The following is a 21,307-nucleotide window of genomic DNA, read 5'->3' as shown; positions in this document are numbered from 1 at the left end:
CAGTCTACACAATCTGAATGGTCTTTAATCAGTTAAAAGAACGCACTTGTGAGAGGAGGCATGGGGGCTATCAATTTCATCCAGCATTGGCTGTCGTTTATCGATAGTCGAATTTTCCTGAGACAAAAACATTTAAAAAAAACAATTTCTTATGGTTTACAGATCAGATGGGGGTGAAATTTTCATCCCTTGAGAGGAGGGAGGAAAGGGGACTCTTTAAAAATAAAGAGAGAGGGCTATAGGGATAATCTTTGGGGTATGTAAGGAAAGCGTGAGACTACAGAGTCTTAGCCTTTATCATAAAAACTGTTGAGCGTTTAAGGAGGCTTGCTTTATGCTATCTTTTTTCTTCAATTCGCTTTTTGGGGCCATCGGTTCTATTTTTGCGATTGATTGATTGTGGTTTTTTTGGCCGCTACCAATGATTGGCCCCGCTTTTTACGCGGGGCTTTTATATTTATGGCTAACGAGGTGAAAGATGTTTTTTAGTCCCTCATTGGTGAAGAGAGGGGGCAATAATGGGCATTATACGGACAGTTTTGCCAAAATCTCATCGCTGACATCAAAATTAGCATAAACATTTTGCACATCATCATCTTCTTCTAAGGTTGAAATTAGTCGTAAAACGGATAAAGCTTTTTCTTCATCTATGGGAGCAAGGGTGGTAGCTTTCCAAATTGTTTTAATCGATTCTGCTTCACCAAGTTTTGCTTCAAGTGTTTTTGAAACTTCACCAATATCTTCAAATGCGCAGGTAATATGATGTCCGGTTTCTTCGGATTGTACATCTTCAGCACCAGCTTCAATGGCTGCATCCATGATGTTGTCTGCTGTTCCTGCTTCTGGTTTATAGATTATTTCCCCAATCCGATTAAACATGAAACTGACTGATCCTGTTTCGCCTAAGGCTCCTCCTGATTTGGTGAAGGCGGCGCGCACATTTGAAGCGGTGCGATTGCGGTTGTCTGTTAAAGCTTCAACAATGACAGCAACACCGCCTGGTCCATAGCCTTCATAGCGGACTTCATCATAATTTTCGACATCGGTTCCTGAAGCTTTTTTAATCGCGCGTTCAATATTATCTTTCGGCATTGACTGTGCTTTGGCATTTTGGACCGCCAGCCTTAAACGTGGATTCATGGCTGGATCAGGAGCACCTTGTTTCGCTGCGACGGTAATTTCGCGTGCAAGCTTAGAAAATATTTTCGAGCGCATCGCATCTTGACGCCCTTTACGGTGCATAATATTTTTAAATTGTGAATGGCCTGCCATAGTTTTCCTTCCTGTTTGAGGGCTTTCTTTCTGGGGTGGGTGTTTTTTAGAATGTAAGGCGATAAAACACGCAGCTCACCAGAATACCCACCAGAATAAATGTGCCACAGCATGAGGTGAAATAATCAAATAAATTCCTTATAAGAAAATTCATCTTAAAGGTAAAGACACCTTTGTTGAGGATCATTCCAAGAGAGATCTCTTGTCGTTGAGCAAAAATCACGCTATAACAGAATGTAATCTCATGGTAAAACGGTTTATTCCAGTCTCGCTTTATTTTAAATAGTGGGTGGAAAAAAACAACATATAAAAACATATAATAAAGAAGTTCCAGTGCTCTTGAATGGGCGGTAACCTGCCTCATAAAAGAGGCGCAGAAGAGGATTTATAAAAATGGCAACGCAACTTTTGATGCCCAAAGCAACAGCTGTTTGGTTGGTTGATAATACAGCTCTTTCTTTTGAGCAGATTGCAGAATTTTGTAAATTGCATGTCTTGGAAGTCAAAGCTATTGCCGATGGAGAGGCCGCTTATGGTATTAAAGGTCTCGATCCAATTAGTTCTGGGCAGTTGACGCGCAGTGAAATTGCACGGGTGGAGGCGGATCAAAACGCACGCTTGAAACTTTCTCAATCGAGGGTGCACATTCCTGAAAAAAAACGTAAAGGAGCACGCTATATCCCTCTTTCTCGACGTCAAGATCGTCCCAATGGTATCTTATGGTTGGTGACCAACCATCCCGAGTTGAAAGATGCACAAATTGCACGGTTGATTGGCACAACAAAAGCGACCATCGAACAAATCCGCCTTCGAACCCATTGGAATAGTGCGAATTTATCTCCTCTTGATCCTGTAGGGCTTGGCTTGTGTTCGCAAATCGATTTAGATTTTGAACTCCAACGTGCGGCAAAAAACCGCCCTGTTGCTGCAGAGGAGGATAGGTCATTGCTTCCTGCCTCTGTGACTGAAAATGCTGCTCTCGAGGAAAATGAGCGTGAAGACAACCCACACAAGACTTTTGATGCTGATAAAGTTTTTGCAAAATTGAACGCGCTGCAAAAAAATCGTCAAGAGCAAGAGGATGCGTAAAAAGCATGACGTATAAGGACAATATTGCTCAATTTCTCGTGGAGATGTTCGAGGAAGAGCTGGAGGGAAGAAAAATTGGCAGAGATTGAAAAATGATGATAAAAAAGAAGAAAAATTTCGTCTTCATTAGGAATTAATGGTTATTCTTAAAAATATTTTTAAGAATTTGCCCTTCTTTACGAAATTCGAGGAGAACAAACTATGCGCTCTACCAAAAATACCTTCTCTCATTCTTTAGCTATTCTCTTGTTTTTCTCATTGTGCTTGGGTGGGTGTGGCAAAAAAAAGATCGGTGCACTTGATGGTATGCATGGTGCTTATATGAATGATGCTGCTTTGAATCAGGGACCAGGTTCAGGGCAGGAGTTTACGGTTAACGTGGGGGATCGCGTGTTTTTTAGTCTCGATTCTTCTTCATTGGATGCCGATGCTGAACGTATTTTAACGCGCCAAGCAGAATGGTTGCTTCATTATCCTTATTATTCTATTATGATCGAAGGTCACGCTGATGAACGGGGAACACGTGAATATAACTTGGCACTTGGACAGCGTCGTGCTGTTGCTGTGCGAAATTATTTGGTGTCTCTTGGTGTGTCTGCACAACGGATTCAAACAATTTCTTACGGAAAAGAAAGACCTGTCGCAGTATGTGATGATATTTCCTGTTGGAATCAAAATCGACGTGCCGTGACAACGTTGAGTGACATGAACAGTCGTTAAAAAAGCGAATGGTTTGTTTCAACCATTCAATGAGCTCTTAAGGGGAGAAAAGAATGTATCGTAAAATTAATTGGAAAACACTCTTTTATATGGCGGTTTTCGTAGCTTGCTCTGCTTCATTTGCTGAAAGTGCAGCACGAAAGGCTTCTGAATATCCAGCACATGATACGGATAAAGTTGATGCTGCCGATAAAGATTCCGATGTGGTGAAGAAAGCCCCTGACGTTGTTGATAAAGCTGCTACTGATACGGCGGAAAAAGCTTCTGAGACTGCCGATAAGGCATCTGATGCTGTGAAGAAAGCCCCTGACGTTGTTGATAAAGCTGCTACTGATACGGTGGAAAAAGCTACTGAGGCTGCCGATAAGGCTTCCGATGCGGTGAAGAAAGCTTCTAATGCTGCCGGTAAAGCTGCTTCTGGTGCGGTGGAAAAAGCCACTGAGGCTGCCGATAAGGCTTCCGATGTGGTGAAGAAAGCTTCTAATGCTGCCGGTAAAGCTGCTTCTGGTGCGGCGGAAAAAGCTTCTGAGACTGCCGATAAGGCTTCCGATGTGGTGAAGAAAGCCCCTGACGTTGTTGATAAAGCTGCTTCTGATACGGTGGAAAAAGCCACTGAGGCTGCCGATAAGGCTTCCGATGCGGTGAAGAAAGTGCGTGATGCTGCCGGTAAAGCTGCTTCTGGTGCGGTGGAAAAAGCTTCTGAGGCTGCCGATAAGGCTTCCGATGTGGTGAAGAAAGCTTCTAATGCTGCCGGTAAAGCTGCTTCTGGTGCGGTGGAAAAAGCCACTGAGGCTGCCGATAAGGCTTCCGATGCGGTGAAGAAAGTGCGTGATGCTGCCGGTAAAGCTGCTACTGATACGGTGGAAAAAGCCACTGAGGTTGCCGATAAGGCTTCCGATGCGGTGAAGAAAGTGCGTGATGCTGCCGGTAAAGCTGCTACTGATACGGTGGAAAAAGCTTCTGAGGCTGCCGATAAGGCTTCCGATGTGGTGAAGAAAGTGCGTGATGCTGCCGGTAAAGCTGCTTCTGGTGCGGCGGAAAAAGCCACTGAGGCTGCCGATAAGGCATCTGATGCTGTGAAGAAAGCCCCTGACGTTGTTGATAAAGCTGCTGGTGTTTCGGTGCACCAAGGGATTATTTTAGAGAATCAGCAGGCTTTATTTAAAGATTATGATTTAGATAAGCTTTTACATAAGATACGGATGGTGCTTGAGCATAACAATTTGAAGACTGTTAACAATCAGTTCCACCGGCTTTTTGATAAAAAAGACTCTTCTGTTTATTCTTGTTCCATTGAAAGTGCCGCTTTGGATGCAAAATCTCAGACTGTAAAAAAAGAGACGGTGCAGGACCATAGCACGAGTGATCAGACAAAGGTTGCAGATGTGAAAGACCATACATCGAAGGAAACAGGTGATCATTTACAAAAAGCGCATGATGTAACGGCTCATATTAAAGCAGATCAGAGTGACACGCTTTCTTCTTCCAAAGCTTTGTATAAGGAAGGGTATGACTTTATCCGTTCTGCCAACTATGTTGAGGCTGAAAGGAGCTTTTGTGCTTTTCAAAATCGTTATAAAAAAGATCCTTTGAGTGATGATGCTTTATTTTGGTTAGCTGAATCTTTGTTGGGACAAAAACGCTATCATGAAGCAGCACAAGTTTATCTGTCCGCATGGTATGCCGATAAAAAGAAGCTCTATACCTCTGAGATTTTGCTGAAATTAGCAAGAAGTATGGTTGCTCTTGAGAAAAATGAAAAGGATTGTGCTTTTTTCGCAAAGAAATCAAAACATCATCAAATGTTAGAGTCTGTGTTTTGTAAGGCTCTAAAATAAGCAGCGAGGTTGTTTTGGGTGTGCGTTAGACTGGCAAGAAATCTCTTTAAAACATCGGATTTTATTCAGTGTCGACGAGTGATTCTTGCCGTCTCAGGGGGAAGTGATTCTTTAGCTTTAATGTTTTTGGTCAAAGAATATTTGGAAACGCTCTCAGTGCCCCCAGAAATAATTGCTGTCACTGTTGATCATCAACTGCGTAAAGAATCCGCGCGTGAAGCAGAAACTGTTGCGGAAATTTGTCGTGATCATCACATTAAACATATCACTGTGCGGTGGGAAGGCACAAAACCAAAGACACATATTGCTTCTAGTGCTCGTGTTGCACGCTATGATCTCTTGGTTTTGGAAGCGCAAAGACAAGGCGCTTCCCTTATTATGACGGGCCATACACTCAATGATCAGGTTGAAACTTACCAAATGCGGTCTCAACGTCTTCAAAAGAGTAGGGGGCTTTTGGGTGATGATGCTAGTGCTATGCGTGATGATTTTTCTGCGGGTGATTTTGCTGGTGCGTTGTGCAGTGAAACTAGGGTTATGGGTGATGGATATCATGCTAGAGAAACGAGAAAAAATATTACCGAAAAAAACGATGGAGTCCTCTATGAGCGTGGTTTATCTTGTATTCCACGTGAAGCATTGTTGCAGAGAAAAGTGCGTTTGATTCGGCCGCTTCTTGGCATAAGGCGCCAAACATTGCGCAATTATTTATGTTCACAAGGAAAAATGTGGATTGATGATCCCACAAACGAAGATCGTAATTTTGAACGTGTGCGGGTGCGCCAATCTCTTTCTTCGAAAAAGCTTACTGATATTGCTCAAAAAATAAATCAAGCCGCCTTGCAGCGTCGTCAACAAGCACAAAATATTGCCGATTTAATTGTAGCGCTGGATATTACGGTTCAACATGGGCGTTGTTTCATCAAAAAACCTGCGCCACTTTTACAAAAACATGCTTGTTTCCCTTTTGTTGTTGGGCTTTTTGCCGTGTTGATGGGTGGTGGATTTTATTTGCTCCCCCAAAAAAAATTAAGCACGCTTGTTCAAAAACTCTGTCTCCATTCTCCCGAAAAGAAGCGTTTTACATATGCGGGCTGTGTTATTGAATATAACAGAGATGGCATTGCTTTATGGCGTGAAGGGCGCAATATGAAGGAGACTCTGGTAGGGACAGAGGAAACGCTCATATGGGATGGGCGCTATCAGATTACCAATCATGGATCTGAGGCTATAAAGGTTGGAGCAGCAAATTTAGAACAGCTGAAATCTTTATTGCAAAACAGCAATTTTAATCTTGAAAAGCCTCATTTTCCTTCTTTACAATCACTGCTGATGATTTCAAATGATAAAGGGTGTGATATTCCTGAGTTGATTTCTCAAGCGATTATTCATAAAAATGTTATTATCAAGCGAATTATGGCGCCTTTCGATTGGCTTTCCTCACGTGAAGATGCTGCGCTGGTGAATGTTTTGGAACCTTTTTTTAATCTTGAGGTGAAAAGATAAAGAAAAATAACGCTAAAAGAGAATAAACCGTCTCTCATCCCTTGGCAAGGGGCTGACAAGGTTATATGTTAAGGGGAACTGTTTGAAATCTATATTTGATTAAGTGGGCTGAATATGAATTCCAATTACCGCTCTCTCCTCATTTGGGGAGTTATTGCCTTGATTTTGATTATATCGTTTTCTATTTTTAATGGAGATAGTCAACGTTCTGGTGGTGGAGAAGTCTCCTATTCTGAATTTTTGCAAAAGGTTGAGAATAATGAGCTAAAATCGGTGACCATTCAAGGTCAAAAATTAACAGGACAAACCATCGAACAGAGAACTGTTTCAACTTTTGCACCACGCGATCCTGGTTTGATACAAAAATTGGAAAGCAAAAACGTTAATGTTAAAGCTATTCCTGAAAGTTCTGGAAATAGTATCTTCCTTAATCTCCTGTTTTCTTTGTTGCCTGTTATTATTATCGTTGGGGCATGGGTCTTTTTTATGCGACAAATGCAAAATGGATCACGCGGGGCAATGGGATTTGGGAAATCAAAAGCGAGATTGCTTAATGAAGCGCAAGGACGTGTTACCTTTAAGGATGTTGCTGGCGTTGAAGAAGCAAAACAAGATCTCCAAGAAATTGTTGAATTTTTACGCGAACCACAAAAGTTTCAACGCTTAGGAGGGCGTATTCCTCGCGGTGTTTTGCTTGTTGGTCCTCCAGGAACCGGTAAAACGCTGTTAGCGCGCTCAGTCGCGGGTGAAGCCAATGTGCCATTCTTCACCATTTCAGGGTCTGATTTTGTTGAAATGTTCGTCGGTGTTGGGGCAAGCCGTGTGCGTGATATGTTCGAACAGGCTAAAAAAAATGCACCTTGTATTATCTTTATCGATGAAATCGATGCGGTTGGACGCCATCGGGGAGCTGGACTGGGTGGTGGAAATGATGAACGCGAGCAAACCTTGAATCAGTTGCTTGTCGAAATGGATGGGTTTGAGCCCAATGAAAGTATTATTCTTATTGCTGCAACAAACCGCCCTGATGTGCTTGATCCTGCTTTATTGAGACCAGGGCGTTTTGACCGACAAGTTGTTGTGCCAAACCCTGATGTTTCTGGGCGTGAACAAATCTTGAAAGTGCATGTGCGCAATGTGCCTTTAGCGCCGAATGTTGATTTGAAAGTTTTGGCAAGGGGAACACCAGGATTTTCCGGTGCGGACTTGATGAATCTTGTCAATGAAGCTGCTCTTATGGCTGCAAGCCGTAATAAAAGAGTCGTGACAATGCAAGAATTCGAAGATGCAAAAGATAAGGTGATGATGGGGGCGGAACGCCGTTCAACCGCTATGACACAAGAGGAAAAAGAACTTACTGCTTATCACGAAGCAGGACACGCTATCGTAGCGCTCAATGTGCCGGTTGCTGATCCTGTCCACAAAGCAACCATTGTTCCAAGGGGAAGGGCATTGGGAATGGTGATGCAATTGCCTGAAGGTGATCGCTATTCCATGAGTTATCGGTGGATGATTTCGCGTTTGGCTATCATGATGGGCGGGCGTGTGGCTGAAGAGTTGAAGTTTGGAAAGGAAAATATCACATCAGGGGCTTCTTCTGATATTGAGCAAGCAACGAAATTAGCACGTGCCATGATCACACGGTGGGGATTTTCTGATCTGCTTGGAAATGTCGCTTATGGCGATAACCAAGATGAAGTCTTTTTAGGTCATTCTGTTGCGCGGACACAAAATGTCTCTGAAGAAACAGCGCGCATGATTGATATGGAAGTGCGTAAGCTTATTGATGATGCTTATAAAAGTGCGACCAATATTTTGAAAACAAAAAGAAAAGAATGGTTTGCTTTAGCACAAGGCTTGTTGGAATATGAAACTTTAACGGGTGCTGAAATTAACGAGGTCATTGCAGGAAAGCCTCCTTCACGCACACAGAAAGATGAGGGTGCTGCTCCGCGGACTTCTTCTGTTCCAAAAACTGGAACAGTGAAGGTAGGGGACTCTGTGGTCGATGAAAAAGATGTTAAAATAACACCTAAAACAGTGTCCCATAAAGAAGAGGCCGTTAAAGGTGAGGCAGGCAAGGCAGAGGGCGTTGTTGGGAAGAAAACAGTAAAATCCAGTGGTACTCAATCCAAGAATACTGAGTCTAAAAGAGCGCAATCGGATGAAGCGGAGAAAAAGGCACAAGGTGCAAAAGATACTACAAAATCAGTCAATCACTCTCAAAGTAAAAGCAGTGCTGAAAAAAAGTCAAAACCTGCGGGATCTGATAAAGGAAAATAAAATCCTTTTTAAGATTGCTTGAGGGACTATGTTTTGGGGAAAATTTTGAATTCTTTGAGAAGGGCGCGAGCGTTGCTTGCGCCTTTGATGTAATCTTTGCCAAAATATGGAAGGAAAAAATTAAGTAAAGCCGTTTATTATGATGGTTTAGCAAGGGATAAGGTGGTTTGTTGCCTTGCGGGTTTAGGCTAAGGGCGTGAGGTTAGGTGCAGGGTTGCCTTGCGAATTTGGGCTAAGGGCGTGAGGTTAGGTGCAGGGTTGCCTTGCGAATTTGGGCTGGGAGCGTGAGGTTAGGTGCAGGGTTGCCTTGCGGGGTTGGACTGAGGGCGTGAGGTTAGGTGATGGGTTGCCTTGCGAATTTGGGGCAAGGGCGTGAGGTTAGGTGCAGGGTTGCCTTGCGGATTTGGGGCAAGGGCGTGAGGTTAGGTGCAGGGTTGCCTTGCGGATTTGGGGCAAGGGCGTGAGGTTAGGTGCAGGGTTGCCTTGCGAATTTGGGCTAAGGGCGTGAGGTTAGGTGATGGGTTGCCTTGCGGGTTTGGACTGAGGGCGTGAAATTATCCTTTGGTTGAGAGTGATTTGGTGTGTAGATGGTGAAGAAGATTTTTTTATCATCTAAAAAGATGAGGGGTGAGTCCAATGGTCTCATTTATATGGTGAGGGGTATAGGGTAAGGGGGGCTATTGTACCAATGGGGCTGTTAGAATTTTAAAGAAAAATCAAGGGAAGAAGTATAAAGGAAAGAGGCATGATGCAAAAATATTTTGGTACAGATGGAATTCGGGGGAAAGCCAATTCATTTCCCATGACACCGGATTTTGCCATGAAGGTGGGGATGGCTGTAGGGGTTTTGTTCCGTTCACAACATCAATCGCGTCGTGTGGTGATTGGCAAGGATACGCGGTTATCTGGCTATATGTTGGAAAATGCTTTGGTTTCAGGATTGACTGCTGCGGGGATGGACGTTTTTTTATTAGGACCAGTCCCAACACCTGCTGTTGCAATGCTTTGCCGCTCTTTGCGCGCGGATCTTGGGGTGATGATTTCTGCTTCTCATAATCCTTTCTATGATAATGGAATTAAACTTTTTGGTCCTGATGGTTTTAAACTTTCAGATGATATGGAAGCAAAAATTGAACAATTGATCGATACAGATCTTTCAAAATCTTTAGCAAGTTCTGCCGAAATTGGTTCCGCAAAACGGGTCGAGGGGGATATTTATCGTTATATTGAATATGCCAAACGAACATTGCCCCGCGATGTTCGCTTAGATGCTGTGCGTATTGTTGTGGATTGTGCCAATGGCGCTGCTTATAAAGCCGCCCCCCGGGCTTTATGGGAATTAGGAGCTGAGGTTTTTGCTATTCATGATGAACCCAATGGCACCAATATTAATCAAAAATGTGGCTCAACCGATTTAAGCTCTTTAAAACGCAAAGTGCATGAAGTGCGTGCTGATGTAGGCATTGCTCTTGATGGAGATGGCGATCGTGTTCTCATTGTTGATGAAAAAGCACAAACAGTTGATGGGGATCAGTTGATTGCCGTGATTGCTGAAAATTGGCATAAAATGGGACGGTTGCGGTGCAATGGGGTTGTTACAACGATTATGTCCAATCTGGGACTGGAGCGGTTTTTGAACGGCAAAGGGTTAGACCTTATCAGGACAAAAGTTGGAGATCGTTATGTTGTCGATGCCATGCGCCAAAAGGGATATAATGTTGGAGGTGAGGCTTCGGGGCATATTGTGCTTAGTGATTTTGGAACAACGGGTGATGGGTTGGTGGCAGCTCTGCAGATTTTAGCTTGTATGAAGGAAAGTCAAAGTCCTATGAGCCAATTGTGTCAACGCTTTGAACCTGTTCCGCAAATTTTAAAAAACGTAACGATTAAAAATAAAAATGTCTTGAAAAAAAATCCCGTCAAAACGGCCATTGATCAAGCAGAGAAGCGGTTGGGAAAAGAGGCACGGTTGGTTATTCGTGCTTCTGGAACTGAACCCGTTATCCGCCTTATGGCGGAAGGGGATGCACGAGAAGTGTTGGATACGGTCGTCACAGAGTTGATGGATGTGATTACTCATCATGATACACGCGTGGACTGTATTTGAGGAATCTTGAATTGTTTGAGGGTAAGCGATCAGGTCATCTTTTGAAAAATAAAAGGAAGCTGCTAAGATGATTTATTGAAGGAATATTCGTTGGGGGAAGCGGGTAGCCTTTGGCGATGTTTTCTATGATGGTTGAGGGGGGTAGGAGAAGATCTTGGCAGATATGTTCTAGAAGGGGTCTTTTAAGTGGGGGAGAAGAGTTCTTGAGTTTTTTTGCGGCAATTTATGGTATCACTGACTCGAGATTTTTAACAGAGGATGTGATCTGTTTTGCAAGTGTGTTGGTTCGCCTTATGGCGGAAGGGGATGCACGAGAGGTGTTGGATACGGTTGTGACAGAGTTGATGGATGTGATTACTCATCATGATACACGCGTGGGTGCTGCCCTTGAAAAATAAAAAGATGAGAAGGATCAATTTTTTTCATGATAATTCTAATATTTATAAAGTAAAAAAAGCCATGTGATATAAAAATAATAAATATTTTTTATCTTCTTGTCGTGTTACACGCTATAGGATTTTAGGATTTAAACATAAAAGGATTGAAGCTTTCTATAATATTACTGGTACGACTAAAGGGATTAGAGCCGCCCATGCCGATTTTAGGGGCTCTTGAAGGAGATGTAGCACCAAAAGATTTAAAGTTATGCGTCCTTTTGATTGTATCTGCTAAAAAGTGATCTCAAGAATTATTGGTCAGTTATTGTCAATGGAAAGTGTCGTGTAATATTTCGTTTTGATGGCGTAGATGTCTAAATAGTTGATTATCTAGATTATCATCAAAAAGGAGATTGAAACAATGATGAAGAATCCTTCACATCCCGGTGAGTTATTGCGTGAAGATGTGATCAAAGAGCTTGGTTTATCAATTAATGAAGCAGCAGAGTGGCTTGGTGTATCTTGTGGAACACTTTCTAGAGTTTTAAATGGAAAAGCCGCTATGAGTGCTCATCTTGCTATTAGGCTTGAAATGTCTGGTGTAAGCACAGCACGTGCTTGGCTTGCACTGCAAACAAATTATGATTTATTAAAAGAAATTCTTTAAATAACAGTCTCATGATAAAGATTGCATAAAAGAGTTTCAAACGGCTGTTAAATTTTTGCAACAGAGATATTGGGGAGAGCAAAATAACGCGAGATAGAGCGTATAAAATCAAAAGATGTGACACGGTAAAGCAAGGAATAAAATCTTGTGTCTGCGGTCTATTCGAGCCATAATGAAGATAAGCTAAAGGAGGATTTTATATGTTGAGTGAAGACGAAATTAAGCGACGTCGCTTTGCTGCTAAAAATGCATTAGCAAGTCAACGTTTAGAGGGGTTGGAGCCAGATCCAAAAGTCGTGGAGCAAATGGAGCGGGTTATTATAGGTGAACTTGAAATAAGTGATGTAATCAAGGATCTTATGGAACGGATAAAACGTGGAGAAATATAAAGGGGGCGGTGATCCTTATACTGATCCTAAAACTGGTGTGATGTATAATCGGTTTGAAATTCAGGATAAAACCGCACTGGAGCGTGTAGAATCTACTTTCTCTTATGTAAGGTCTTTTGAACTTATGCGTGCTGCTACGGGTGGTAAGTTTGATCTCAGCCACATGAAAGAGATCCATAGAAAACTGTTTGGTGACGTCTATGAATGGGCGGGAGAGATCCGTTCAGTGGATATTGCCAAAGGCAATAGTATGTTTGCTTATCATCATCAGATTGAAAGTTATACACCGAAGATTACGCAACAGCTTGCAAAAGAACAATATCTGCGTGGTCTTGATGCAGATGAATTTAGCCAAAGAGCTGGATATTACATGGGAGAGTTGAATGCCTTGCATCCATTTCGAGAGGGAAATGGGCGCACGTTGCGTGAATTTATGGGGCAACTTGCTCGTGAAGCTGGTTATAATATCAACTGGGACGGTATCACGCGAGAGGAAATGACAAAGGCATCAATTGCAGCCCATTTTGGTCATTCTGACCATATGTCTGTACTTATTCGTCAAAACCTCAATCTCTTATAAGCAGCGGCGTTTGTGGTGCGTACAACAATGATGCCAAGTTTGAAAGCTGTTACTATAAATTCCCACAGTGGCATGGAAGAACGCCCAGAGATGATATTGTACCCGATAAATATAATGTAAATGGTACAAGATGCTTTAAGCGGAGCTCTTAAACCCACTGAAAGATTTTTGATCGTTTCGTTCATTATTTGCATGATGGGTTCCATTAACATATTCTCTACCGTGGTAAAGTAAGCTACTTTTTCGAATGTCATTGCACATCCACTCTATCTAATTTTTGCAAATATGATTATTTCTGATTCAATTATTATCTTGGTTCTGTTTAGCACGCTCTTCTGCTTCTCGTTCGGCTTGTTCTTTTGCTTTTTCTTCGGCTTCTTTTTTTTCTATTTCAGCTTTCCTTTTTTCAAAATCAATTTTCCATTTTTCATGTCTAGCTCGTAGTTCGGCTCGATATTCTTCCATCGCTTTACGATCTTCTTCTTCGCGTTCACGCGCTCTTTCTTCAGCTTTGGCTTCATATTCCTTTTCAAGTTCAAGTTGTGCTAATCTTAGGTTTTCACAATTTTTGGCAGTTCCTGCGAATCCACATTTAGCATTCCACTCTTCCATCAATTTTTTATCTTTTTTAAATTCTGCAACGCTGTAGGTTTTTTCACAGCCAGCAGCGATAATTCCAGTGCCAAGTAGCAATGTTGTTATGAGAACTTTATTCATCAATATTTCCCCTTTTTCCTTTCAGTTTTACAAGGTTTGAGCACAATTTTTAAATTATGCTAGGTTATCGGTTTTTTATAACCAGTGATGATAAATCTAGGGCACAGACATAATCTTGCCATAAATGTAATATAAGATGCGTGTAAGTGTTTAGCTTGAGCGGCTAAAGCGCAATAGATGCTATCCATTGTTTCTGTAAGGGGTTCCATCAACATATTGTCGATATAAGAAAATATGCCTTTGGTTACTATTGCCATTTAGATACTTCGCTATTCGTTGTGTATTTTTATAATTTAATTATTATTTTGTTCTTTCGCTTTTTGTTCTTTCTCAGAACGCTCTTTTATCCCAAATGTAGCATTCCATATTTCTTTAGCTTTTGCCTGACGTTCTTTCTCAAGTTCTAAAAATGCTAACCGCATGTTTTCACAATTTTTTGAAGTTCCTGCAAATCCACATTTCGCATCCCACTCTAGGCGTAATTTTTCATCTTTTTTAAATTCTGCAACGCTGTAGGTTTTTTCACAGCCAGCAGCGATAAGTCCAGTGCAAAGTAGCAATGTTGTTATGAGAACTTTATTCATCGATATTTCCCCTTTTTCCTTTCAGTTTTACAAGGTTTGAGCACAATTTTTAAATTATGCTAGGTTATCGGTTTTTTATAACCAGTGATGATAAATCTAGGGCATCGACATAGTCTTGCCATAAATGTAGTATAAGATGCATAAATCTCTTTAAGTTGAGCAGCTAAAGCGCAATAGATGCTATCCATTGTTTTTGTAAGGGGCTCCGTCAACATATTGTCGATATAAGAAAATATGCCTTTGCTGTCTACTGCCATTGAGATGCTCCGCTCTTCATTGTGTCTTAATGGTTATTTTGTTGTTCTTCTGCTGCGCGCTCTTTTGCTCTTCGTTCTTCCTCAGCACGCTCTTTTGCTTCTCGTTCTGCTCGTAATCTATTAGTATCAGCTTCAATTTTTTCAATCCAAGCTTTTTGTTCAGCTTTAAATTTTTCATCTATTTTGCGATTTTCTTCTTCAATTTTTGCCCGACGTTCTTTCTCAAGTTCAGCGCCTGCTACTCTTAGGTTTTCACAATTTTTTGAAGTTCCTACTCCTCCACATCTCGTGGCCCATTCTTCAAATAATTTCTCATCTTTTTTAAATTCAGCGACGCTATAGGTTTTTTCACAGCCAGCAGCGATAATTCCAGTGCCAAGTAGCAATGTTGTTATGAGAACTTTATTCATGATTAATGATTATCCTGTTGTTTTTTAGCGCGCTCTTCTGCTTCTCGTTCGGCTTTAGCCCGTTGCTTAGCTTTAAATTCAGCTTCACTTTTTTCATGTCTAGCTTTTTCTTTAGCCATAAGTTCATCCATACTTTTTTTCCGCTCCTCTGCCGCTTTACGACTTCTTTCTTCAGCTTTTGCTTCATACTCTTTCTGAAGTTCAAGCCCTGCTACTCTTAAGTTTTCACAATTTTTTGACGTCCCTGAGAATCCACATCTTGCGCCCCATTCTTCCATCAATTTTTTATCTTTTTTAAATTCAGCGACGCTGTAGGTTTTTTCACAGCCAGCAGCCATAAGTCCTGTGCAAAGTAGTAATGCTGGTATGATGATTTTATTCATCAATATTTCCCCTTTTTTTAATAATGTTATAATAATTTTTATGGATCAAAATTATTATCGCGTTTTTGTTGTGCTCTATTTTTTTCATACTCAGCGTTTCTTTTAGCTTCTTCTTCTTGTTGTTTTTTCTCCCATTCTTCTCTACGTTTACGATTTTCTTCGTCAATTTTTGCCTGACGTTCTTTCTGGAGTTCAAGCGCTGCTACTCTTAAGTTTTCACAATTTTTTGACGTCCCTGAGAATCCACATCTTGCTCCCCATTCTTCCATCAATTTTTTATCTTTTTTAAATTCAGCTACGCTGTAGGTTTTTTCACAGCCAGCAGCGATAAGTCCTGTGCCAAGTAGCAATGTTGTTATGATGATCTTGTTCATATTCAAGCCCCTCTTTTTATCCTTTATTGACCACGCAGTTTTTTTGCATAATCTGCGTATCGCGCTGCAAATTCTTCGTAGGCACGTCTTTCTGCCGCTTTTTCTTCTGCTTGTTGAATCATCGCGGCGGCTTGCATTTGGAGAACTTTTGTTTGAAGGTTTGCTTGTATTGCTTCTAGTTTTGCTTGAATGCCTTGAATTTTTCCAGCCTCTTCAGTACTTCCAAGTTCATCGAGAAGCTTGTTAATCTTTTTTTGTGTTTCACTGGCTTCTTCGTAGACATCTTGGCCTTTTGAGGCTTGTCCTACTACGCGCTGTTCAGCTCTTTTTACTTCCTCTGCGTAAAAAGCATCTACCGCCTCTTTTGATCCTGCTCCGCCTGAGGGCTCTTTGTATTTAAGCTCTTCTTGCCATTTTTGTGCGTTTTTGCTGCTGCTCCCGCCACCGCCACCGCCACCGCTGCCCATCGATCGTTGAAAGTTATTAAAGTCAGAAGGAAGTGCGCCACTGCTCCCTTGCTGGTTGAACATTTCTTTCAATCCCGAAATGTCAGGTTTGGCATTTAAAGAGCTATATAATTGTTTCATTTGATCTAGTTGGCTCTTTAATTGCTCAAGTTGTTTTGTGCCTTGTTCAATTTGTTTTTGCAATTTGTTAAGTTGTTTCCCTCCTTGCAGATAAGATTTTAGATCGAATGTAGGCATAGTTGCAAAAGCATTTGTTTTTAAGCCTAAAGAAATTGCGCAAAGCGCTGTTGCCAATAAAAGTTTTTTCATTGTTTTGACCTTTCTTGGAAAATGGGGAGCCATTTTTCTGGAGATTTGCCAACTTCTTCCATAATGGTCTCTAAAAGTTCAATATTCTTGGTGGTGCCACTTAAAATGGCTATTTCATCATCAAAGCCCCGTAAATTCAGTTCTGCTACAACAGAACTTTGCCCCTGCTTGATGAGAAAACGCCGTGACTCCCGGCTTAATTCTGCTTGTATTAGGTTAAACTCTCGGTCTGATAATTTAAAACCCTCTACATAGTCCGAGTGGTTGCCCTTTTGATTGGGAAAATAAATCTGAGTGGGACATTGCTCTATAATGGTGTGCGCTATCGTCGAATTAATCGCATCTTTGGGTGATTGCGTGGCAAACAACATCAAACCATTCTGTTTACGAATGGTCTTTAGTCTGTCTTGCGCAAAGGCTTTAAAGGAATCATCCTCTAGCGCTTTCCAAAACTCATCAATGACAATGATAATACGACGCCCGTCAATCAGAGACAGAATCCTATGAAATAAATACATCATTAATGGTGGACGAATTTCATCATTGTCCAAAAAATCCGTCATATCATAACCAATAAATTTGGCATCAATCCCTATGTCATCATCCGGATTGTCAAAAACCCACCCTAAAGCATTGCCTTTACACCATCGCTCTAATCGTCCCGCTATTCCTTCTCTATGCGTGGTGTCAAAAAACATTTGTAAGGCGGATATCGTCCGTTGTTCTTTTGGCAATAGAGCAAGCTGGTCAACAGCTGCCGTGATATCTTGTCTTTCCGATTCACTAATCTTTTGACCCTCAGCAGAAACAAGCTTGATAATCCATTGTCGCAAAAAGACTCTATCTGCTGGATTGTTATAGTCTAAGCCTTTTAGCGGTGCTATGCCTGTGGGTTTCCCATTTTTCAAAGGCATATAGGTGCCGCCACCCGCTCTGACAAAAAGCTCTGCTCCACGATCCTTATCAAAAAAGACCATATTGGGATCATGCTTTTGAAGTTGTGCTAGTAAAAAATTAACAATAACCGTTTTACCAGAACCAGAGGGACCACAGACAAAGGTATTGCCTAAATCACCAAAGTGAAAGTTAAAATAAAATGGTGAACCAGCTGAAGTCTTCATCAAAGCTACCGCGGGTCCCCATACATTGCCATCTATTTTGCCAACCGGAAAAGAATGAAATGGAGAAAGCGCTGCATAATTGCGGCTTGTTATCGCACCAGAACGCGTGCGATACGCATAATTGCCAGGCAATTGTGCCCACCAAGCCGCCGCTAACCCTAAATCTTCCCGCGCTATCACAGCGCCACCATCGGTAAGACGAGAACGCGCTTTGGCAAGATTATCCGCTAACTCTTGTGGCTCGTCGGCAAAAACCGCTAACGATAAATGATGCTCCCCTAAAACAAAACGATTCGATTCAAGATCATCAAGCGCATCATCTAGCTCCATGATTTGTGAGCCCGCACGGTCGCCCGCATTGACCATTTGATTCTGTTTGCGACCCATAATCTGCTTGGCAACATTTTTGCTCTTGAAAACAAAAGATTGCGTAAAAATAAACTCAAAAGGAAGCGTTAAAAGACCATCCGCCATGCCAACTCTCGTTTTTGCTGGATATTCTTTCCAACCAAACATACCCGCAAATCGCTGTCCCGCTTCAGTGCGTATTTCTATGACTTCTTTTCCAAAAATAAGACGATCTGAGTAAACCGTCGAAGCTATCGTCCCCCATGTCAACGGTATGCGTTCACGACGCCCCCCCACCAATTGGTGGATAAACTCACTTTGCTGCGAATAAATATTGCCTTCATGTTCATAAAGACTCAATCTTCTTGCGCCATAACGCTCTAAATTTTGAATGACATCTGTCGTAATATCTTCAAGCTTGCGAATCGATTCTTCATCAACTTCCGTCTTTTCTTGCTTGGCTTTGCCTAAACGTTTGAAAAATTCCGCTAATTTATCCGTTTTATCAACGTGAGGATTCCACAAAATTGAAAGATAGAGTTCATTGCGATAAAGCTCTTGAGAGATCATCCGTTCGCGGTATTTATCATCTAATTGCTTCGCAAATGCTGATCTGAAAGTGCCATCCGGATAAACTGTTTCACGCTTCCTGATAATATGGCTATAAAGCGCTATCCGTTCATCCGCAATGTTTTTAAACAGATTATTCAGCTGTTCGTGAAGCACGTTCAGATCAATAATATCCGCTGTCTCAAAGTTAATCCCTTCAAGTTTAACAACCATCATGAGCGCGCGTGAATCCAGTGCAATGATGTGCTTGTTTACATGGCGCACGTAAGGAATGATCGCCTCTGGCTGCTTTTCACGCTTGCGCTCTGCTGTTTTCATTTTAATTCCTCATAATTACGAATTAATCGTAATGGAGAAATACTTCCTCCACCCCATAGACTAGAATTTCTGGAAAAAATAGTTGTCTTTTGCCATGTTAGAAGAATACGAAATTTGTTATGGTCATGTTTTAGGATTTCCTTGAATATGAAATGGATGGCAACACCAATGGTTAAAAGAAAAATATTGCCTGCCATAATAAACAATATCATCGATCCTATCGCATTTAATCCCATAGCCTCCACCGTCACGCCTGCAATCATTGCAGGGCGCGTGCAAGCAAGAAACAACGTATCCTCCGTTAGCTTCTCATGCTCTTTCATGATTTTTGAAAATGCTAGAGCACGTTAATTAAGCTTTAAGCATTGATACGATTTGCGATGCACCCATAACAATGCCAATGCCAACACAAACAAAAAATGCTTTACGCATTTCAACATAACCAGCTATCCATGCAAGCCCAACACCAGCAACCGCAATGGTGGCAATTGATGTGGCAATAGGTCCTGTTAAAGCTTTTACTATTTTTTGAAGTGCATCGTCAATTTTTCCGAAGCCTTCTGCAAATGCTGGCTCACTGAGTGCAAGGAAAGCAATAAAAAGCATCAATGCTGTGGTTAGCCATTTCTTTTGTGTATTGGATAAAGTAATGTTTTTTAAGGTACGTTCATGACTGAACGAATTATTCATGTTTTTCATGAAAATTCCCCCGCTTTATGTTTAAGTTGATCATAAAATTAATATTTAATATTAATCAAACATCATATAAATGAAAAAAATTACTTTTTCTACAGATAAATTAACAATATTTAATATTTTCTCAGTTAATGAACAATAAAATACATTAATATTCAAAATGATACTTTTTAAAAATTTTCGATCCGTGTTTAAATATATTGTCTTAATTTGTCTTATTGTTTTGGGATACTTTTATTTGAGTGAAAATAATGAACAGATTGTTCAAACTTTTTCTTTAAAAGGATCAGAAAAGACAATAGAAAAATCCGTTCAAAATCCAAAGTCACAATTAATAGATTATGCAAACCAACAAGACGTAAACCAACAAAATGTGGTATTGCATCCAGAACCATTGTCATCACAATTTTATGAAGAAAATGTCCCCGTGTATTCCGGTGCTATACAGGTAACAAGTGGTGTGACCTTTAAAATGATCACACTTGTCGATGAGGGGTGGAGAAAGAGAATCGTCCGTGATATCCGCCTCTATGGTGTGGAAACCTGCGAAGTGCGCCAATTTGCCTCACGCAATGGTGTTAAGTGGCCCTGTGGGGCTTTTGTTACGGCGTGGCTTGTCTCAAAAACAATCGATAAAAATGTTACCTGTCGGCAAGCCCGTGTTATGAAACAAGTTCATTATGCGCAATGTTTTGTGGATGGCGTTGATCTTGCACGCTTAGGCCTTGCAGAAGGATTGATGGTTTTGACAAAAGATCAGCATAATTTTCCATCGCCCGCAGACTATAAAAATTTACAATTGACCGCTCAAAAAGAAAAAAATGGCTTGTGGTCAAGCCAATTTCAACAACCAGAAGATTGGCGAAGAGATCATGGGAGTTATAATCCCATTGATCATAATTGATATTGACCATAACGGATAAAACGCCTTCTTCGGTGCTGTTTAAAAATGAAGACAATATTCCACAACGAGCCTGATCAGGTAAAAGTTGACCACAAGCCCCATAGGTTTTGGTGGACAACTCTCGTCATGGAAAATTATTGTGTTTGGAAAATTGTTGTGTTTAAAGCTCGCTTACATGTATAGGTTACTCACTACAGTGCTATATGGGAGCACGTTCCCTTCTTATGCCTCATTTTCGCTTTTTTTTAAATGAGAGGCTCTTCGCTTCGGTCGCGGTAAAAGGGCTGATGAAAGTGTGTAGAGAAAGGCAAAAACAGACCTTTTTCAAAAAACAACCAATTGCAAAACAAACCAGAATTTTTAACGCAAGCATTGCCTCATGTTGCTATGTTTGAAAAATAGGGTGTGCAATGCGAAAGGGATTTAATCAGATCTATGGAATTTTGAGCTAAAATGAAGGGAATTTCTTCTCAAAAGCTTGAAGACGCTAAAAAGACTTGGAAAACAAAAGGGTGTTTTCTCTCTCAAAGGAAAGAAAACACCCGGGGGGGGATTAGAATGACAGTGTTACATATTTTCATCTGAAAAGCGGTCTTTTTTATCTTTTTTCCACAGAAAATACGTTGCTAGTCCCAGAATGGGGACGCCCAATTTGGCAAAAGGGAGATGTTGACTGAGAACAGCAAGGCTGGAAACAGTTGCATCTGTCATCAGTTTGTGGCGTTGTTCTTCGGTCTTTTTTTGTTGGTCATAGCGTTGATAAACCTTCAGAATCCTGTTGATCATAAGTGCTAATCCGGCAAGAAAAAGCCAAATTAAAAACATGATACTGGCGGCAAAAAGAGGCTTCATAACAGTACATAACCCAAGAAAACCAATCATACATAAAAAAAGCAAAGCCATGAATAATGAAACGCCAATAAACCCACAGCAAATGGCTTGAAGGCGCACTTGCTTAACCGTGCTTTTTAGTCCTCCACCGACAAGATGGTTTAAAAGAGGAGCGATAAACTTATGCATT

The 21,307-nt window shown here is 41.2% G+C and carries 22 protein-coding genes and 1 pseudogene; 11 read left to right on the top strand and 12 right to left on the bottom strand.

The features are described 5' to 3' along the window. Positions 1-525: 525 nt before the first annotated feature. Positions 526-1,272 carry a YebC/PmpR family DNA-binding transcriptional regulator gene (locus tag D1093_RS00265; RefSeq protein ID WP_005774608.1) on the bottom strand — a complete coding sequence of 249 codons (747 nt, stop codon included), beginning with the start codon at positions 1,270-1,272 and terminating at the stop codon, positions 526-528. A 393-nt stretch (positions 1,273-1,665) separates the two neighbouring features. Here D1093_RS00265 and D1093_RS00260 point away from each other — a divergent pair, with 393 nt between their 5' ends. The 10 genes from D1093_RS00260 (at position 1,666) to D1093_RS00210 (ending at position 12,828) form a co-directional block, all read left to right on the top strand. After that, positions 1,666-2,361 carry a DUF1013 domain-containing protein gene (locus D1093_RS00260; protein WP_120099877.1) on the top strand — a complete coding sequence of 232 codons (696 nt, stop codon included), beginning with the start codon at positions 1,666-1,668 and terminating at the stop codon, positions 2,359-2,361. Positions 2,362-2,562: 201 nt separating this feature from the next. Beyond that, on the top strand, positions 2,563-3,081 hold the full coding sequence (gene pal / locus D1093_RS00255) for a peptidoglycan-associated lipoprotein Pal (RefSeq protein WP_120099876.1): 519 nt from the start codon (positions 2,563-2,565) through the stop codon (positions 3,079-3,081). 53 nt (positions 3,082-3,134) lie between these two features. Continuing rightward, positions 3,135-4,919: a tol-pal system YbgF family protein gene (locus tag D1093_RS00250; RefSeq protein ID WP_150222233.1), complete on the top strand. Its 1,785-nt coding sequence runs from the start codon at positions 3,135-3,137 to the stop codon at positions 4,917-4,919. Between the two features lie 18 nt (positions 4,920-4,937). Beyond that, positions 4,938-6,425 (top strand): tRNA lysidine(34) synthetase TilS, encoded by a 1,488-nt coding sequence (tilS, locus tag D1093_RS00245; protein ID WP_120099874.1) that lies wholly within the window; start codon positions 4,938-4,940, stop codon positions 6,423-6,425. Between the two features lie 114 nt (positions 6,426-6,539). Further along, positions 6,540-8,708, top strand: a complete 2,169-nt coding sequence (gene ftsH / locus D1093_RS00240; protein ID WP_120099873.1) for an ATP-dependent zinc metalloprotease FtsH — start codon at positions 6,540-6,542, stop codon at positions 8,706-8,708. Between the two features lie 745 nt (positions 8,709-9,453). Beyond that, complete coding sequence (gene glmM / locus D1093_RS00235) at positions 9,454-10,815, top strand: phosphoglucosamine mutase (RefSeq protein WP_120099872.1); 1,362 nt, start codon at positions 9,454-9,456, stop codon at positions 10,813-10,815. A 203-nt stretch (positions 10,816-11,018) separates the two neighbouring features. Continuing rightward, on the top strand, positions 11,019-11,213 hold the full coding sequence (locus tag D1093_RS00230) for a hypothetical protein (RefSeq protein WP_150222231.1): 195 nt from the start codon (positions 11,019-11,021) through the stop codon (positions 11,211-11,213). A gap of 400 nt (positions 11,214-11,613) precedes the next feature. Beyond that, positions 11,614-11,859, top strand: a complete 246-nt coding sequence (locus D1093_RS00220; RefSeq protein ID WP_120099870.1) for a HigA family addiction module antitoxin — start codon at positions 11,614-11,616, stop codon at positions 11,857-11,859. A gap of 200 nt (positions 11,860-12,059) precedes the next feature. Beyond that, the gene (locus D1093_RS00215) at positions 12,060-12,248 is read left to right on the top strand and encodes an antitoxin VbhA family protein (RefSeq protein ID WP_120099869.1); all 189 of its coding nucleotides are present in this window, start codon (positions 12,060-12,062) and stop codon (positions 12,246-12,248) included. Then, on the top strand, positions 12,235-12,828 hold the full coding sequence (locus D1093_RS00210; protein WP_120099868.1) for a Fic/DOC family protein: 594 nt from the start codon (positions 12,235-12,237) through the stop codon (positions 12,826-12,828). Before D1093_RS00215 ends, D1093_RS00210 begins: the two co-directional genes overlap by 14 nt. On the opposite strand, the pseudogene D1093_RS10560 reads toward D1093_RS00210, so the two are convergent. From D1093_RS10560 to D1093_RS00150, 10 genes and pseudogenes are all read right to left on the bottom strand, one after another. Beyond that, positions 12,825-13,082, bottom strand: a pseudogene (locus D1093_RS10560) (type IV secretion system protein); the annotation flags it as partial. The gene D1093_RS00210 and the pseudogene D1093_RS10560 sit on opposite strands and share 4 nt — an antisense overlap. A 46-nt stretch (positions 13,083-13,128) precedes the next feature. Further along, a complete protein-coding gene (locus tag D1093_RS00200; RefSeq protein WP_120099866.1) occupies positions 13,129-13,545 on the bottom strand; it encodes an EexN family lipoprotein in 417 nt (138 codons plus the stop codon). 293 nt (positions 13,546-13,838) lie between these two features. After that, a complete protein-coding gene (locus tag D1093_RS00190) occupies positions 13,839-14,129 on the bottom strand; it encodes an EexN family lipoprotein (RefSeq protein ID WP_120099864.1) in 291 nt (96 codons plus the stop codon). Between the two features lie 283 nt (positions 14,130-14,412). Continuing rightward, a complete protein-coding gene (locus D1093_RS00180; protein ID WP_120099862.1) occupies positions 14,413-14,796 on the bottom strand; it encodes an EexN family lipoprotein in 384 nt (127 codons plus the stop codon). Between the two features lie 2 nt (positions 14,797-14,798). Further along, the gene (locus D1093_RS00175) at positions 14,799-15,179 is read right to left on the bottom strand and encodes an EexN family lipoprotein (protein ID WP_120099861.1); all 381 of its coding nucleotides are present in this window, start codon (positions 15,177-15,179) and stop codon (positions 14,799-14,801) included. Between the two features lie 38 nt (positions 15,180-15,217). Beyond that, positions 15,218-15,553 carry an EexN family lipoprotein gene (locus D1093_RS00170; RefSeq protein WP_120099860.1) on the bottom strand — a complete coding sequence of 112 codons (336 nt, stop codon included), beginning with the start codon at positions 15,551-15,553 and terminating at the stop codon, positions 15,218-15,220. A gap of 23 nt (positions 15,554-15,576) precedes the next feature. Further along, entirely contained in the window at positions 15,577-16,329 is a 753-nt protein-coding gene (locus D1093_RS00165; RefSeq protein ID WP_120099859.1) for a TrbJ/VirB5 family protein, read from the bottom strand. Then, the gene (locus D1093_RS00160) at positions 16,326-18,686 is read right to left on the bottom strand and encodes a VirB4 family type IV secretion/conjugal transfer ATPase (RefSeq protein ID WP_120099858.1); all 2,361 of its coding nucleotides are present in this window, start codon (positions 18,684-18,686) and stop codon (positions 16,326-16,328) included. The genes D1093_RS00165 and D1093_RS00160 overlap by 4 nt, the downstream gene beginning before the upstream one ends. After that, positions 18,683-19,009, bottom strand: coding sequence for a VirB3 family type IV secretion system protein (locus D1093_RS00155; RefSeq protein ID WP_120099857.1), 327 nt, complete (start codon positions 19,007-19,009; stop codon positions 18,683-18,685). The genes D1093_RS00160 and D1093_RS00155 overlap by 4 nt, the downstream gene beginning before the upstream one ends. A gap of 28 nt (positions 19,010-19,037) precedes the next feature. After that, on the bottom strand, positions 19,038-19,385 hold the full coding sequence (locus D1093_RS00150) for a TrbC/VirB2 family protein (protein ID WP_120099856.1): 348 nt from the start codon (positions 19,383-19,385) through the stop codon (positions 19,038-19,040). Positions 19,386-19,542: 157 nt separating this feature from the next. On the opposite strand from D1093_RS00150, the gene D1093_RS00145 reads away from it, so the two are divergent. Continuing rightward, the gene (locus D1093_RS00145; RefSeq protein ID WP_120099855.1) at positions 19,543-20,286 is read left to right on the top strand and encodes a nuclease; all 744 of its coding nucleotides are present in this window, start codon (positions 19,543-19,545) and stop codon (positions 20,284-20,286) included. A 567-nt stretch (positions 20,287-20,853) separates the two neighbouring features. On the opposite strand, the gene D1093_RS00140 is transcribed toward D1093_RS00145, so the two are convergent. After that, on the bottom strand, positions 20,854-21,306 hold the full coding sequence (locus tag D1093_RS00140) for a phage holin family protein (RefSeq protein ID WP_120099854.1): 453 nt from the start codon (positions 21,304-21,306) through the stop codon (positions 20,854-20,856). Position 21,307: the final 1 nt, after the last annotated feature.

Origin of the sequence: Bartonella kosoyi, from assembly GCF_003606325.2 — a bacterium.
In the GTDB taxonomy this organism is placed as follows: domain Bacteria; phylum Pseudomonadota; class Alphaproteobacteria; order Rhizobiales; family Rhizobiaceae; genus Bartonella; species Bartonella kosoyi.
The sequence above is the reverse complement of the archived record's forward strand: the minus strand, read 5'-3'. Positions and strand labels throughout refer to the sequence as shown.